The sequence below is a fragment of the Halopseudomonas sp. 4NH20-0008 genome, assembly GCF_057548395.1.
On record NZ_BAAJMD010000002.1, the window covers coordinates 268,052 to 282,554 of the forward strand.

Annotated in this window: 14 protein-coding genes; 6 read left to right on the forward strand and 8 right to left on the reverse strand. The window is 57.0% G+C overall.

The window, feature by feature from the left end:
* Positions 1 to 74 precede the first annotated feature (74 nt).
* The 5 genes from AC27HQ_RS03430 (at position 75) to AC27HQ_RS03450 (ending at position 3,505) form a co-directional block, all read left to right on the forward strand.
* On the forward strand, positions 75 to 1,856 hold the full coding sequence (locus tag AC27HQ_RS03430; protein WP_487154524.1) for a SulP family inorganic anion transporter: 1,782 nt from the start codon (positions 75 to 77) through the stop codon (positions 1,854 to 1,856).
* Positions 1,853 to 2,233 (forward strand): rhodanese-like domain-containing protein, encoded by a 381-nt coding sequence (locus tag AC27HQ_RS03435; protein ID WP_487154525.1) that lies wholly within the window; start codon positions 1,853 to 1,855, stop codon positions 2,231 to 2,233. The genes AC27HQ_RS03430 and AC27HQ_RS03435 overlap by 4 nt, the downstream gene beginning before the upstream one ends.
* Positions 2,234 to 2,257: 24 nt before the next feature.
* Complete coding sequence (locus AC27HQ_RS03440) at positions 2,258 to 2,797, forward strand: rhodanese-like domain-containing protein (protein ID WP_487154527.1); 540 nt, start codon at positions 2,258 to 2,260, stop codon at positions 2,795 to 2,797.
* Between the two features lie 32 nt (positions 2,798 to 2,829).
* Positions 2,830 to 3,018, forward strand: a complete 189-nt coding sequence (locus AC27HQ_RS03445) for a YgaP family membrane protein (protein ID WP_487154528.1) — start codon at positions 2,830 to 2,832, stop codon at positions 3,016 to 3,018.
* Positions 3,019 to 3,088: 70 nt separating this feature from the next.
* On the forward strand, positions 3,089 to 3,505 hold the full coding sequence (locus AC27HQ_RS03450; RefSeq protein WP_487154530.1) for a hypothetical protein: 417 nt from the start codon (positions 3,089 to 3,091) through the stop codon (positions 3,503 to 3,505).
* Positions 3,506 to 3,541: 36 nt separating this feature from the next.
* On the opposite strand, the gene AC27HQ_RS03455 is transcribed toward AC27HQ_RS03450, so the two are convergent.
* A complete protein-coding gene (locus AC27HQ_RS03455) occupies positions 3,542 to 4,426 on the reverse strand; it encodes a LysR family transcriptional regulator ArgP (protein WP_487154531.1) in 885 nt (294 codons plus the stop codon).
* A gap of 89 nt (positions 4,427 to 4,515) precedes the next feature.
* Here AC27HQ_RS03455 and AC27HQ_RS03460 point away from each other — a divergent pair, with 89 nt between their 5' ends.
* Positions 4,516 to 5,121, forward strand: a complete 606-nt coding sequence (locus AC27HQ_RS03460) for a LysE/ArgO family amino acid transporter (RefSeq protein ID WP_487154532.1) — start codon at positions 4,516 to 4,518, stop codon at positions 5,119 to 5,121.
* Positions 5,122 to 5,138: 17 nt separating this feature from the next.
* On the opposite strand, the gene AC27HQ_RS03465 is transcribed toward AC27HQ_RS03460, so the two are convergent.
* The 7 genes from AC27HQ_RS03465 to pstC all read right to left on the reverse strand — a co-directional run bounded on the left by AC27HQ_RS03465 (position 5,139) and on the right by pstC (position 14,409).
* Positions 5,139 to 5,609: an arsenate reductase ArsC gene (locus AC27HQ_RS03465; RefSeq protein WP_487154534.1), complete on the reverse strand. Its 471-nt coding sequence runs from the start codon at positions 5,607 to 5,609 to the stop codon at positions 5,139 to 5,141.
* Positions 5,610 to 5,736: 127 nt separating this feature from the next.
* Positions 5,737 to 6,936: a hypothetical protein gene (locus AC27HQ_RS03470; RefSeq protein WP_487154535.1), complete on the reverse strand. Its 1,200-nt coding sequence runs from the start codon at positions 6,934 to 6,936 to the stop codon at positions 5,737 to 5,739.
* A 55-nt stretch (positions 6,937 to 6,991) separates the two neighbouring features.
* Entirely contained in the window at positions 6,992 to 10,204 is a 3,213-nt protein-coding gene (locus AC27HQ_RS03475) for an outer membrane lipoprotein-sorting protein (protein ID WP_487154536.1), read from the reverse strand.
* A complete protein-coding gene (locus AC27HQ_RS03480) occupies positions 10,201 to 11,781 on the reverse strand; it encodes an AMP-binding protein (protein ID WP_487154538.1) in 1,581 nt (526 codons plus the stop codon). Before AC27HQ_RS03480 ends, AC27HQ_RS03475 begins: the two co-directional genes overlap by 4 nt.
* An 80-nt stretch (positions 11,782 to 11,861) precedes the next feature.
* Positions 11,862 to 12,713: a phosphate ABC transporter ATP-binding protein gene (locus AC27HQ_RS03485; RefSeq protein ID WP_487154540.1), complete on the reverse strand. Its 852-nt coding sequence runs from the start codon at positions 12,711 to 12,713 to the stop codon at positions 11,862 to 11,864.
* Positions 12,714 to 12,715: 2 nt separating this feature from the next.
* Positions 12,716 to 13,591 (reverse strand): phosphate ABC transporter permease PstA, encoded by an 876-nt coding sequence (gene pstA / locus AC27HQ_RS03490; protein ID WP_487154541.1) that lies wholly within the window; start codon positions 13,589 to 13,591, stop codon positions 12,716 to 12,718.
* Positions 13,588 to 14,409 carry a phosphate ABC transporter permease subunit PstC gene (gene pstC, locus AC27HQ_RS03495; protein WP_487154542.1) on the reverse strand — a complete coding sequence of 274 codons (822 nt, stop codon included), beginning with the start codon at positions 14,407 to 14,409 and terminating at the stop codon, positions 13,588 to 13,590. The genes pstA and pstC overlap by 4 nt, the downstream gene beginning before the upstream one ends.
* Positions 14,410 to 14,503: the final 94 nt, after the last annotated feature.

Sequence of the window (14,503 nt, forward strand, 5' to 3'; positions counted from 1 at the left end):
ATGGTCATGAAGTCGCTTGCACCTCCGCGGCTGTTCCCTGTGTTTGTCGTCCATGCCGGCGGGGCATCGGCCCAATGAGCCTGCGTCAATGGTTGCCTTGCCTTGACTGGGGCCGCCGCTATAACAAGGTCAGCGCAGCGCAGGATGGTCTTGCTGCTCTGATTGTTACGCTAATGCTGGTTCCGCAAAGTCTGGCCTATGCCATGCTGGCCGGCTTGCCACCGATCATGGGTTTGTATGCCAGTGTTCTACCCTTGTTGCTGTATGCGCTGTTTGGGTCCAGCCGCGCTCTGGCTGTCGGTCCGGTTGCGATTGTCTCGCTGATGACCGCAGCCGCACTGGCCCCGTTATTCCCGGCGGGCAGTCCCGCCTATATCGGCGCGGCCATGCTACTGGCGTTGATGTCCGGACTGATCCTCGTCGGTATGGCCCTGCTGCGGCTGGGGTTTCTGGCCAATTTTCTCAGCCATCCGGTCATTTCCGGTTTTATCAGTGCCTCGGGGATACTCATTGCCCTGGGGCAGGCCAGGCATATTCTTGGCATCTCCGTGCCGGGAGACAGCCTTCTGCAAACCCTCTTGGGACTGCTGCAGTCACTCCCCGAAACCCATCTGCCCACTCTGCTGATCGGTTCGCTGACGCTGGTCTGGTTGTGGTGGGCGCGTGCGCAGCTCAAGCCACTGCTCCAGCGTATCGGCTTGTCCTCGACGCTGGCGGGTAATCTCGCCAAGGTGGGTCCGGTATTGGCGATTGTACTCGCGACCCTGGTCGTCAGCTTGTTGCAGCTGGATCAGGCCGGGGTCAAGGTGGTTGGTGCAATTCCCAGTGGTCTACCTGGATTCACATTACCATCGCTGGATCTGGCGCTAGTTCTGCAATTGCTGCCAGCGGCTCTACTGATCAGTCTGGTCGGCTTTGTTGAGTCGGTATCGGTCGGGCAGACGCTGGCGGCCAAACGTCGTGAACGGATACAGCCGGATAATGAACTTCTGGGCCTGGGGGCGAGCAATCTGGGCGCGGCGTTCAGCGGTGGTTTCCCGGTTACCGGCGGGTTTGCACGCTCAGTGGTCAATCATGATGCCGGTGCGCAGACGCCCATGGCCGGTGTATTCACTGCCATGGCTATTGCTGCCAGTGTGATGCTGCTGACCCCGCTGCTGCACAATCTGCCGCAGGCGGTACTAGCGGCAACCATCATTGTTGCCGTGCTGGGTCTGGTTGATCTGGGATCGCTGGGGCGCACCTGGCGCTATTCACGGCAGGATGGTGCAGCGCAATGGATCACCATTCTTGGTGTACTGCTGATCGGTGTGGAGGCAGGCATTCTGATGGGTGTGGCCCTGTCGCTGGTGCTCTTTCTATGGCGAACCAGTCAGCCGCACATGGCGGTGGTGGGGCAAGTACCGGGCAGTGAGCATTACCGTAACATTGAACGCTTTGCCGTGGTCGAGTCGCCGGACGTGCTGTCGCTACGGGTGGATGAAAGCCTGTATTTTCCCAATGCCCGTTTTCTAGAGGACCGGATCGGCGAGTTGGTGTCTGCGCGTCCACAGGTACGCCATGTCGTGTTGATGTGTCCCGGCGTCAACTTGATAGATGCCAGTGCTCTGGACTCGCTGGAAACCATTGCCGAACGACTGAAAACCGCTGGAGTGCAGTTGCATCTGTCAGAGGTCAAGGGCCCTGTGATGGATCAGCTCAAGCGCTCCAGCTTCCTTGAGCACTTTGGTGGACAGGTCTTTATCAGTCAGTACCAGGCGCTCAGGGTGTTGGCTCCGGAACTGACCCTGGCAACCCGGCAGCAGACCGATCAGCCCCTTTTAATCCAATCCCTTGATGGCAGGAGACCGGCATGAAGCAAGCCCATGATCTGGTAACAGAAGCAAAGGCACGTATTCACGAAATAAGCCTGGAAGAGGCGCAAAGCACGATTCAGGAAGCGGATGTGCTGGTGGATGTGCGTGAACCCGATGAATTCCGCGAGGGGCATTTGAGTGGCGCTGTAAATATTCCGCGCGGCATTCTGGAGTTCAAGTTGAGCAGTGAGCCGGGCCTGTCAGCTCGGGACATCAACATAGTGCTGTATTGCAAGAATAGCGGTCGCTCGGCGCTGGCTGCACTGACCCTGGAGCAGATGGGGTATCTCAACGTGCGCTCGATAAGCGGCGGTTACGAAGCTTGGGTTCAGGCCTGCAGACCGGTTGTTACACCGACTCTGCCCACTTTTGAGTAATCACCAAACATGGGAGATAAGACAATGAAAGTGTTGATGAGCAGCCTGATTCTGCTTCTGGCCAGTACGGGTCTGAAGGCCGCCGACATGGCGATCAGTGCTGAAGAGGTGTACGTCAAGGTTCAGCAGTCTGACAGCCAGATGCTGTTTGTGGATGTGCGCGATCCGGTGGAAATCATGTTTGTCGGTTTTACCGATGCGGTTCACACCAACATTCCCTATTTATTGGTTGATCGTAGCCAATGGGATGCAGAGCGTGGCGTTTACCGCATTAGCCGTAACCCGAACTTTCTCCAAGAGATTGGCGCTGCTTTGGCTGAGCGCGGTCTTGGTCCGGATGCCGAGATTATTACCTTGTGCCGATCCGGCAGTGAGCGCGGTGAGCCAAGCGCACAATTTCTGCGGGAAAACGGCTTCCCGAATGCCCGCTATGTGATTGACGGTTTTCAGGGGCCGAGCATCAGGGAGGGACCGAAAGCAGGCTTCCGCCTGCAATCGGGATGGCAGAACACTGGACTGCCCTGGAGCCCACGCATGAACCCGGACAAGATGTACCGGCCGTAATTTTACCCTTGCACTATCAGAGGAGCAGCATCATGCAAAAAAATATAGGTGGCATCGACAAGGTACTTCGTATTGTCGTGGGTCTGGCACTGATTGCCTGGGCGGTATTGGGCGGTCCGCTATGGGCCTGGATTGGCATTTTGCCGCTGGCAACTGGCGTACTCAACTGGTGTCCGGCTTACACCCTGTTGGGCATACGTACCTGTCAGTTGAAGAAGTGAACTGTTGTCCAGCGCCTGGTCCAACAGGGTCAGGTGCGGTCAAGCCCTCCTCTTGTAAGTGAGAATAGTGATGAAAAAATTATTGGCGGCAATGGCCTTGTCTGGGGCAGCTGCACTGGCCCAGGCCGACACACAGCAGGTCACGGTGATACTCAGTGCCCAGAGCGGTATGACCCAGGGGATGGCCATGGTGCTGGCCAACCAGATGCAGGCTCAGGGTGCTCAGGTGGATATTTTGCTGTGCGATCAAGCGGGTGATCTGGCCTTGCGGGAGGCCGGGGGTGAGCCGCTCAAGCCGAATGAGGTTACACCGGCGCAATTGCTCGGTGCCGCCATGCAGAAGGGCGCTATTGTCTCGGTCTGTGCGCTGTATTTACCCAATACCGGCCATGCTATTGAGCACCTGAAGGACGGTGTGGGTGTAGCTATGCCGGATGCCATGGCCGCTGCCATGCTTCAACCTGAGCGCAGGGTGTTCAGCTTTTAGACCGGTTTGGCCGCTCCGGGTGTTGATCAGGAGCGGCTAATTTGAACTGCTCAGCAGTACTTGCCGGGCAGCATGTCTTACCTCTAAGCGAACGGCTTTAAGAGCCGGACTTTCTGCGCGCCAGTAATGCCAGTATAAGGGTACATCCACCGGCGTACCTGCCAGCACCTCAACCAGGCTGCCGCTGCGCAGCTGATCGGTTATCTGTAACTCCGGGATCAGTCCGAACGCCATGCCTTGTTGCACTGACTGCACAAAACCTTCCGAGCTGGGGCAATAATGACAGTGTTGCGGGCTGCCCGCGCCATGTCGACTCAAATACTCGTGTTGCAAACGATCATCCTGATTGAAGATCAGGCACGGTGCGCGACCAAGCCAATGGTCTTTGCCGAGCTGTGCACTGTGTTTGGCAATAAAGTCCGGCGTAGCGACGGCGCGGTAGCGCAAGTAGCCAAGAAACTCGGCGCGGCCGCCGTTGACTGCTTCGTCACTGGCACACAGGCAGGCCATGACGTCGCCATTTTTCATTCGTTTTAGTCCCACCGCCTGATCCTCCACGCTGAGATGAAAGCGCAGGCCCGGAAAGGCATCCTGCGCTTGTGCCAATGCTGTCGGTAGCCAGGTTGCCAGTGAGTCGGCATTCACCGTCAGTCTCAGGGTTGGTGCCTCCTGCGGATCACCCAACCCCAGTTCAAGCTCCATTTGTTCAACCTGGCGCAGATGATTGAGCAATTGCTGGCCAAAGCCGGTTGGCTTTGGCGGGCTGGTGCGCAGCAGTGTGGCTTGCCCAAGGCGGCTTTCCAGCTGCTTGATGCGCTGACTGACTGCCGACTGGGTCAAATACAGCCTTTGGGCTGCACGCTCAAAACTGCCCTCTTCAACCACCGCAGCCAACGCCGATAGGAGGCGATAATCCATCATTAATAATACTAATCCTGAAGAAGATTTATTCGTTGGATTAATATATGCCACCCGGACGAGAATGGCGACCTGATTTAACAGGAGGTCCTATGGGGTCATTTTTCGCTGGTTTGAGTATTGCGCTCAGTCTTATTGTTGCTATCGGTGCGCAAAATACCTGGGTACTGACGCAAAGTATGCGGGGGCAAAACCGTATGCTGTTAGCAGGCATCTGCATCGCTTGTGACAGTGTGCTGATTGTTTGCGGTGTGTTTGCCCTGGATGCACTGCAGCAACAGCTGCCAGCTCTGGTCCCGGTGTTGACTCTAGGCGGCAGCGCCCTGTTGCTCTGGCTCGGTTACCAGGCAGCACAGCGCGCCTGGCGCGGACAAGGCAGTCTGGCCCTGCAGGGTGGACTGGAGTCTGGCGGCACCGGAAAGCTGATTACCGCGACCCTGGCCATTACCCTGCTTAACCCGCATGTGTATCTGGACACCGTGGTCTTGATTGGGGGTGTTGGTGCGCAGCAAGCCAGCCCCTTGGCTTATGCACTGGGCGCCTGTCTGGGATCGTTTTTGTGGTTTAGCGCGCTGGTCATAGCTGCGCCCCTGCTGGCCAGACAACTCAGCAGCCCACGTGCCTGGCGACTGTTTGATTCGCTGATTGCTTTGATTTTGCTGAGCCTGGCTGTTTCACTGTTGTTGAAGTTGGATTGAGCCCCTGCCAATTAAGCTTAGAGACTCCCAATCTCAGCCAGCGCGGTCTTGAGCTGATCCTGACTCATCTGTGCAAAGGGTAAGGCGATAAAGGCCCGCACCCGTCGATCGATTTGCGCCAGGGTTGATTGAAAAGCCGCTTCAATCTCGTGTTCACTGCCTGTGATAGCTGACGGATCAGCCAGGCCCCAGTGGGCCTTCAGGGCAGGACCAAAAAACACCGGACAGGCCTCACCGGCGGCACGATCACATACGGTAATGACGATGTCGGGCGGGGCATGTTCAAAGGCGTCCGATGCTTTGCTGGTCAAACCCTGGGTTGGGATGCCTGCGGCTTCCAGGGTTTTAAGAGCTCGGGCATTTACCTTGCCACTGGGAAAACTGCCCGAGCTTATGGCGTGCATGCCGGCCGGCGCCAGATGGTTGAACAGAGCTTCCGAGAGGATACTGCGGCAGCTGTTATGGGTACACATGAACAAGACGTGCATCGGGTCTCTCCGGTTTGGATCTGCAGGCGGGTGGCCAGGCAGGTCAGATTGCCAAACGAACGGGTTAATGCCAAGCACTGGCCCGTTGTGTTTGGCGGCTTTGCTGATATTAGCCGTATTTAGCGCCCTACCACAGGTAACTGGCCTCGACGAAGGTCAGCGAGTTGTTCCTTAGTTGACCGAGGAAGGCATCCTGCGGTCCGCGGAACAGATCAAAACCGGTGTTGATACGCCAGCTGTCGGTCAAGGCGTACTTGACGCGCCCCCTGAGCATCCAGTCTCCCCGTGGCTCGGTCCAAACAGCAAAGATATCCAGGTTGGCCTTGGAGTCGAGAAAGGGTCTGGCGTACCTGAAGGTAACACCATACTGATCGGTATCCCGCTCGTTACTGATCAGCGCTTGGGCTTCCTGGATCTGTTCCATCAACGGATTGCCGGGACGGGACGAAACAGACTCCAGGTGTCGCCAGAAACCCTGTACAGACACGGTCTCACGATCCCCCAGATACCACTCGGCGCCACCAATAAGCGAGGTGTAAGGTCGCCTCCGGGCAACCGATGCGGCCGAGGCCTGCTGGAAGTCGATCCAGGCAATTTCCGCTCGGTAGGCCGTTTCGCCGCGCACCAGGGTCAGGTCGCTGCCGAGCATACGCATGCGCGTGGCGTACTGTCCCAGGGTGATGCCCTGGGGTGTCATATTGCGAACGGCAAAGGTAGGAAAGGGGTCGTGTCCATCGATAAAGCTGACTGACCAATCAGCGCTGGAACCCAGCACGTCATACTTCATCGCCAGCGTTGGGCGGACGCTGGGATTCTCCTCGATAAAGGTTACCCCGGGTGTCTGGCGCAGTGGCATATCATTGAAATGAAAGCGGTCCAGTACATGCACCTGCAACCGGCCCAAGCCCGCTGCACAATCCAGATGCAAGCCCCAATTGCCAGAACGCTGGTCATTGTTTTCCGGGGTCAGGCGTCGGAAGTTGGTGGGTGATACCAGATCAGTCGGGTTGATGCCGTCTGCCCGACCCCAGAGCACCAGTTTCTTGCCCAGTGCCGGGGTGCAGGGCCAGTCCCTGTTACGGATATAAAGTTCAGTTACCCCGGCATCTTCGCGCTTGCCATCCAGCCGCTCTGGTGAGGAGAGCGCCCAGACGACTGAGCGCAATTGCAGATTGTCAGAGGCCTGCCAGTCAAGATTGAGCTTGAGGCGATTGGATGACACGGCGTGCCTGTCGTCCAGCATGCGGTTGGATGACCACAGACCGGCGGTGACTTCGCCGGTCAGCTGTGCGGGTTTGGCATACCCCTGGGTCGCAAGCAGTAGCATTGCTAGCGCACTGGCCTGCACAAGGAGCAGTCGAGATACACACATCATTTGCCCCTTAGTTGGTAGCCAGGTTGTTCGCGGAAAACAGGTTGTCGCTGAGCGGCTCACCGACCCTGAAGTTACTGAAGCTGATGGTCGTGCTATGGCCGCTCTGCAGGTTGGTGCACTCGGCGCGCATCGGCTGCCACTTGTCGTTCTCCGCATCAACCTGCTGGATATCGGAGAAATTGAAGGTCTTGTAGGGCTGATCATGTACGTCAAACGCCTCTACATAGCTGGTGGCAAAATTGTCGACGCGTACCCAGGTTACCCGCCGGCCATAGCCTGAGTGGGTGCGTACGTCGTCGTCCACCGGCAGCGACTCGATGACATAGTGTTCAACACCATCACGCTGCTCCTGGCGCAACAGGTTGTGTTGCCAGTCCTCGACTTTGTGGCCCATGACATCGCCAAAGCTGAAGTCGGTACCAATAAAGCTGTCCTTCTTGTTTGAGGCCACCAGGCGACGCACACGGCGCATGGCCGGCAAGTAGACCCACATGTCGTCATCGGCGGCAGTGTGTTCAATTAGCAGGGTTGTGGTACCGCGAATATCTGCAGGAGCATCGAAACGGACCAGGCGTATGGTGTCCAGACCGTTCTCCTGCAGTTTAGAGGCCATATTCGAGCGACGAGTGCGGGTAGAACCACTCTTGTTCTCCAGGACAAATTCAGCCTCTGCAGTCGAGGTACTGAAGCGCGTCACCGCTGCATTGCGCTCCATAATTTGCGCGGCTTCCTGCTCCGCTGACCAGCCCACCTGTGAGTAGGTCAGAAAGCCGATCGAGGCCAGAATGATCAGCAACACAGCGCCACCATCCCCGGAACGGCGGCGGAAAATAAAGGCCGGCTTGAAAGTCAGAATTACACTCGGAATCAGTGTCAGGGTAGCCAGGACACTGGTCAGCATAGCCAGAACGATGAAGGTCGAGAGCCACATATGTACCTTGTAATCGTAGGAGAACATCAGCACGGCATAGCCACCGGCCACCGCGGTGGCAACGAACAGGCAGGCCTTGCCAGCCGTTTTGATTGCCATTTCAACCGCGTGCGGCAGGCTTTGGCCCTGTTTTGTGTACTCGCCGATGCGGTAGATCAGGTAGATCGCGTAGTCGGCACCAATGCCCACGGCCATGGCCGAGATCAGAGAGTTGGGGATGTTCAGTGGCACGCCGAAGTAGCCCATCACACCAAACACCAGAGACAGCACCACCAACAGTGGCGAGAGCACCAGCAAGCCGGCAACAAACGAGCGAAAGGCAATCACCGCCACCAGGAAAATCACGGTAAGAATCTGGCCGATATTGAGCAGCTTGCTATGCACCATGACATCGGTAACGGCGAGTGTCTGCGCGACTTCGCCGCCATATGACAGCGTTACATGGTCGGGGAAGCGTTGGTCGGCCAGGGTGCTCAACTCATTCACCAGCTGATCAATTTCGGCATTGCTGTTGGTGCGCAACATGATCGAGATCTTGGCTCGTTGATAGTCGTAATCAACATGGGCTGAAAAGTCTTCAGGGTCGCCAGACATGGAGTACAGGAACAGGTACTGGGCGATCAGGTCCTGATCATCGGGAAGCGCTTGAGCCTGTGCCGGATCGCCTAGCGCGGCCTGGTGCATGCGTTGAATAAAGTTATCAATGGACAGGGTTTTGCCCACGATCGGCCGGGTGGCTGCATCCGCCTGGATCGCGCGAATGGCACTCAGTATCTGCGGATCCTTGATGCCGTCGGGCTGCCCGGTATCAACCATGATGTACAACACGTTGGTGCCACCGGTCTGGGCGTTGAGCAGGTTGTCGTCCTGCTGTATCGGCAACGAGTCGGAGAAGAAACTCTTGCTTGAGTTATCGACATGCACTTTCGGCCAGCCGGCGATCGCCACACCGATCAGCACCACGAAGAACACCAGAACCCAGCGACGACTGATCGAACTGACCACGGTTTGGGCGATGCCTGCACTCAGGCGATCCCAGATACGCGGCTTCATTTCAGTATCTATGTGCGCGGCTGACGGCGGCTTCAAACTGGCCCGCACGGCTGGAGTAAAGGTGAACTCCAGTAGCACCGCAGAGAGCAGGCCGATACCGGTGAAGATGCCGAAAGCGCGCACCGTTTCCAGCTCGAAGACAACCAGTGAAAAGAACCCCAATGCGGCAATCCCACCTGCGATCACCAGCACCGGGCCCACTGCGGTGAGGGACTGGATGGTTGCAATACGGTTGGCTGTATGCGGGGCCATTTTTTGCACGTTGACCAGCTCGATGAAATGCTCGTAGTAACGCTTCAGTAGCTGCACAGCATGCCCGGCGGCTACTGCCAAAATAAGTATCGGTGTGGGTGAGTTGAAGATATCCATAGGCACCTTCATCAGGCCCATGATACCGACGCCCCAGACTACCGACAGCAAGGCGGTAACCAGCGGTAGTATAAGTCCCTGTACAGTTCGAAAGGCCTCAAAGTGCAACAAGCCAATGACCAACACGGCGATCGGAAACAGCCAGTTGATACGATCTGCAAAGATCTCTGCTTGCTCAAGAAAAACCGGGTTGCCACTCAGGGACACATTGATGCCCTGGAGATCTTCCTCGCTCAGAATCCCATGCACTTCCTCAAGCATGGCGCCGAAGCCATTCGCGTTTTCTTTCAGCTCAAGCATGATGGTTGCGGTACGCCAGTCACTTGAGATCACCGCATCGCGGTAAATCGGATTGGCAATAATTGCCTTCTTCAAAGCGTCAAGTTCGGTGCTTTTCGTCGGTATTTGATCCGCCAGCAAGGGCCGGGCTTCAAAGCCTTCAGCGTTACCAGCTATGCTCTTGGCCTGTCGCGAAGAGAGGCTGAGCAGTGTTTGGTTGGTGACCGAAGGAGCCGCATAGAGTCGCTCGGTAATGCGCCGTACGGCTTCCAAAACGTGAGGCTGAAGGGCCTCGCCCTCGGACGGCGTCAGGCCGATCACAACCAGGTACTTCGAGCCAAAAATCCGTTCAATGGTATTGGTGGCCTTAATGTAGGGATGACTTTGCGGCACTACCGCGGCAGGGTTGATGATGACCTGCTGTTTTGCGGCAAAAAAACCGAAGAAAACAGACAGAGCCAGAATCAGGGTGATCACCCAGGCGCGATGATTTACTACCCAGGTAAGGTATTTTTCCAGGGGCAATGAACTCTTGCTGCCACTGTGTTTAATCGCATCTGCTGCGGGTGTTTTTGTTATGTCTGTCATGAGTCATGACCTCGGCAGGAAAAACGGGGACTTAACGTCTCGTTATTGTTATGGAGGCTGGCGATGTGTTCTTTGAGCAGATGCTTCTGCACCTTGGCAGAGGGGGTGTAGGGAAAGCTCTCCACCAGGGTGCAGTGCGTCGGAACCCAGCCATTGAAGGCACTGGCGATATGCTGCTGCAGAGCCAGATCTACCGTTGCAGGGTCGGATTCGGCTGCGGCTATCCAGGCCAGCACGCAGTGATTGCTGTCGCGTCCGGTGACCAGCAGGGCCGCATCTGCGACACCGGGAACCAGGCGCGCCTGGTGCTCGATCAAGGCCGAGCACAGCGGATTGCCATTGCAGACCAACGCATCTTCCATGCGGTCGATGACTTCCAGCTGGGCACTGTCGTGTAATGTGGCAAAGTCGCCGGTAGCCAACCACTCGCCGTCACCCTCAGGGTAATGGGCAACCCAGTGCCCACGGACCATTAGCTCGCCGGTGCCCTTGGTGGAACAGCCCCCCTGGCGGTCCTGCACGGCCATCTCGATGCCAAAGACGGGTTTGCCATGCCGCAGTGAGGCATCGTTGCTATTAAAGCGCTCAATGGTGGCCAGTGGTGATGTCTCTGTCATGCCCCAGGCATGGCATACATCGACGCCCAAAACCTCCTGAATAAACAGTGCCACCTCAAAGGGCAGTCGGGTCCCGCCAACCACGGTGCGGCGCAGGGTGCTGAAGCGCAGACCATGGGCACGCATGTACTGGGCAAGGGCCAGCCAATGGGCAGACACCGCCCCGAGTACGGTGATCTTGTGCTCCTCGATCCATTGAAACCATTGGGCAGGATCGCGATTCAGCGGTACCAGAACCAGGTCGGCACCGACCAGCGGACACACAAAGGGCGCACCCCAGGCGCTGGCATGGAAGTTCTGCATCAGGGGCATCACACGATCAGTGCTACTCAGCGCCATGGCGTCCGGCAAGGCGCAGGCCCAGGCATGCAACAGGGTGGATCTGTGTGTGTAGGCAACTACCTTGGGAATACCTGTGGTACCGGAGGAATAACAGACATGCGAGAGCGTCTGTTCGTCGAACACGGGTGCGCGGTAGGCTTCTGTTGACTCGACGCCGGGCGATGCCATGTCGCGCAGTGCCATGTCTTTGAACCTCTCGGCAAAGGCGCGGGCAGCATCAGCTGTGGTGCTGTCATGCAAAAGCAGAGAGGGGCAAAGGTGCTGGAGGAAAAGGGTCAGATCCTCGGGGCGATGCTGTGGGTTGAACAGGTGTGTTGTCACCCCCTGCTGCAGAGCGGCGTAAAGCCAGGTGAGTTGTTCCAGGGAGCTCAAACCAAAGCTGACCAGCGCATCCCCAGGCAGCAATCCCTGCCTTTGCAGCTCGGCACTGCGCTGCTCTACAGCCTTTGCCAATTGCGCATAGGATTGCTTGGTTATCGTGCCGTCCAGAGCCACGGAGGTCACAGTGGCAGAGGCATGTACCTGTGCTGCATGGGTGAGCAGAGTGTGAGCGTGAAGCGGGAGTGGTAGCACTCGCGCAGTGGAGTAATATGACGAATCAAAGGTATGTGTTTTCATGCCTCCATGGTAGGAATCGCAACCCTATGACGACAATGGAACAGATATACCATGCCGTTTTTAAAGGGCTGCAGCCCGATTCAGGCAAATTTCAGATAGCTTTGCGTCAAGGCATGCTGTGGCTGCTCAAAGACGTCATGTGCCTTGCCACATTCGATCAGCTTACCGACACCATCCACCTTCCAGAACACCGCAACCTGATCGGCCACTCGTCTTGCCTGATTAAGGCTGTGGGTGACCAAAACGATGGTCCGCTGTTTTGACAGACTGCGAATCAATGTTTCAATTTTTTCGGTTGAGATTGGATCAAGGGCGCTGCAGGGCTCATCCATGAGTAACACATCCGGGTCCAGTATCAGCGCCCGTGCAAGGCACAGGCGTTGCTGCTGACCGCCTGACAAGGACATGGCTGAGCTGTCGAGACGGTCATGCACCTCGTCCCACAAACCAACCTCACGTAGTGCAGATTCAACACGACGGCTGATGTCGACACGGTCTTTGATCCCATGCTGCCGGAGAGCGAATTCAAGGTTCTTGCGAATCGAGAAAGGGAAGGGGTTGGGTCGTTGAAACAACATGCCGACCTGTCGGCGCAATTGGGTCGCATTTTTTTCCAGCTGCTGGCTGTCCATCCAACTGAAGTTGACCGAGCCTTCCACTGAGCAGCAAGGCACCAGATCGTTGAGACGGTTCAGGCAGTAAAGCAGGCTCGATTTGCCGCATCCGGACGGGCCGATCAATGCGGTAACTGAGTTGCGCTGAACGCGCAATGTCACATTCTCTACAACGGTGCAGTTGTCATAGCTCACCGAGAGATTGTCGATTTCAATATAGTCCCCCGCAAGGCCCTCCAACTGAGTGACAGATTCTGGCGGTATGGCCGAAGACTGGGCTGAGGGCTTCAGTGCGATGGCGCCATGTTCAGTGATCATATTCAGTGACTCCGAGTTGTGGTGCCCGTCATGCGCCGCTGCATCCACCGGGTGATGGCATGCACGCTGAAACTGAGCATGGCCAACAGCAGCAGGAGCGCCAGGGCTGAACCGTAAGCATTGGGACTGCCGCCCGGTACATTGGTCGACAGGTCATAAATATGCACAGAAATACTGCGCCCGGAATCAAGCAGGGACTCGGGCATTCTGTCTGCGTAGCCGCTGGTGAAAAGCAGAACGGCGGTTTCTGCCAGCGCGCGTGTCATCGCCAGGACAATACCTGCACAAATACCTGGCAGCGCAACTGGAACCAGCACATGCCATAAAACCGATTGTCTCGACAGACCCAGTGCGGCACCGCCAGAACGATGTGCGTAAGCGGCGGACTCCAGAGAAAAGGCAATTGACCGCGCTAGCGTAGGTAAAATCATACAAGCCAGCGTTAGCCCGCCAGCCAGAATCGAGTAACCCAAGCCCAGTTGACGGCAGAAAAAGCTAAGTCCAAATAGGCCGAATACCACTGACGGAATACCGGCCAGTATGTCGAGGCTGCAGCGCAGCAGCCGCGCTGGCCAGCCTTCTGGATCAAAGCCTTCGGTGAGCATTACCGCTACACCAAAGGCCAGAGGCAAGGCGGCGATAAGGCTGACCAGGACAATAGCCAGAGTCGAGACCAGAATCGGAGCAATGCCCCCGCTGCGTCCGGCGTCTGACGGGTTGGTGATTAGAAAATCCAGGCTGAGTGCCTGAAATCCGTTACTGAAGACGGTGAAAAGCGGCCATAGCAGCATCGCGAAAGCGGCCAGAGTCAGGCCATACATTAACCCGTTCCAGGCCGTTTCACGGTAATTGAGTGGTTGAGTTAGACCCAGTTTCATGCGGCCATCCTCCGCTGCCGCGTCCCAGCCCACTCGCCCAAGGCGACCAGTACGCTGACCAGCATCAACATCACCAGTCCGGCCACGAACAGAGAGGCACGGTGATCGCCCATGGCATAAGGCATTTCCAGTGCGATATTGGCAGTCAAGGCCCTGACCGGATCAAACAGCGAGGTGGGGACTTGCACAATATTGCCACACACCATCAGTACCACCATGGTTTCACCTATGGCCCGGGCAGCACCCAATACCATGGCTGAAAAAATACCCTGACTGGCTGAGGGGATGACGATTCGCAGCAGAGTTTGACTGCTCGACACACCCAGTGCGGCAGCACCTTGAATATAAGCTTGTGGCACTGTCTGCAGCGCAGATTGAGTCAGCAGCGTGATGGTTGGAATGATCATCAGGGCCACAACCAGAATGCCGGCCAAGAGGCTGGCACCGGGTGGATTCCACATATTCAGAATGGGCACGATCGACGTCACGCCCCACAGGCCGTATACCACGGTTGGCACCGCAGCGCTCAGTTCCACTAGGTTGCGCAGCAAGCGTGCCAGGCCCGCGGACGCCTTGAATGTTGTAACCAGAGCAATTGCGAGGCTGAGAGGTGTTGCCACCACCAGGGCACCAAGGGTCAGATAAAGACTGGCCAGCAACATCGGCGTCATATTGAAGCTGGCTTCGAGCGGCCACCAGCCTTCGTCGGTAAAGAAGCGCGTGATGCCGCCCTGGGCAAGCAGCGGGAAGCCTTCGCGTAACAGGAACGCGACAATCAGAACAATGATCAGCGCCCCCATCAAGGCGAGCCCGCCCATGATGGGCCAAAACAGCCACCCTCGTCGTGTTGCTGGAAGGCTTGGCGCAATCATTCCAAATGTTGGCGCTTTCATTGGCTAGCCTGCTCAGGTC

Bases quoted from the DNA above. Each gene is read 5' to 3' on its own strand.
- AC27HQ_RS03455 (WP_487154531.1), bottom strand. From the start codon at position 4,426: ATGATGGATTATCGCCTCCTATCGGCGTTGGCTGCGGTGGTTGAAGAG.
- AC27HQ_RS03470 (WP_487154535.1), bottom strand. From the start codon at position 6,936: ATGCTACTGCTTGCGACCCAGGGGTATGCCAAACCCGCACAGCTGACC.
- AC27HQ_RS03445 (WP_487154528.1), top strand. From the start codon at position 2,830: ATGCAAAAAAATATAGGTGGCATCGACAAGGTACTTCGTATTGTCGTG.
- AC27HQ_RS03440 (WP_487154527.1), top strand. From the start codon at position 2,258: ATGAAAGTGTTGATGAGCAGCCTGATTCTGCTTCTGGCCAGTACGGGT.
- AC27HQ_RS03475 (WP_487154536.1), bottom strand. From the start codon at position 10,204: ATGACAGACATAACAAAAACACCCGCAGCAGATGCGATTAAACACAGT.
- pstA (WP_487154541.1), bottom strand. From the start codon at position 13,591: ATGAAACTGGGTCTAACTCAACCACTCAATTACCGTGAAACGGCCTGG.
- pstC (WP_487154542.1), bottom strand. From the start codon at position 14,409: ATGGGCGGGCTCGCCTTGATGGGGGCGCTGATCATTGTTCTGATTGTC.
- AC27HQ_RS03460 (WP_487154532.1), top strand. From the start codon at position 4,516: ATGGGGTCATTTTTCGCTGGTTTGAGTATTGCGCTCAGTCTTATTGTT.
- AC27HQ_RS03480 (WP_487154538.1), bottom strand. From the start codon at position 11,781: ATGAAAACACATACCTTTGATTCGTCATATTACTCCACTGCGCGAGTG.
- AC27HQ_RS03430 (WP_487154524.1), top strand. From the start codon at position 75: ATGAGCCTGCGTCAATGGTTGCCTTGCCTTGACTGGGGCCGCCGCTAT.
- AC27HQ_RS03435 (WP_487154525.1), top strand. From the start codon at position 1,853: ATGAAGCAAGCCCATGATCTGGTAACAGAAGCAAAGGCACGTATTCAC.
- AC27HQ_RS03450 (WP_487154530.1), top strand. From the start codon at position 3,089: ATGAAAAAATTATTGGCGGCAATGGCCTTGTCTGGGGCAGCTGCACTG.
- AC27HQ_RS03485 (WP_487154540.1), bottom strand. From the start codon at position 12,713: ATGATCACTGAACATGGCGCCATCGCACTGAAGCCCTCAGCCCAGTCT.
- AC27HQ_RS03465 (WP_487154534.1), bottom strand. From the start codon at position 5,609: ATGCACGTCTTGTTCATGTGTACCCATAACAGCTGCCGCAGTATCCTC.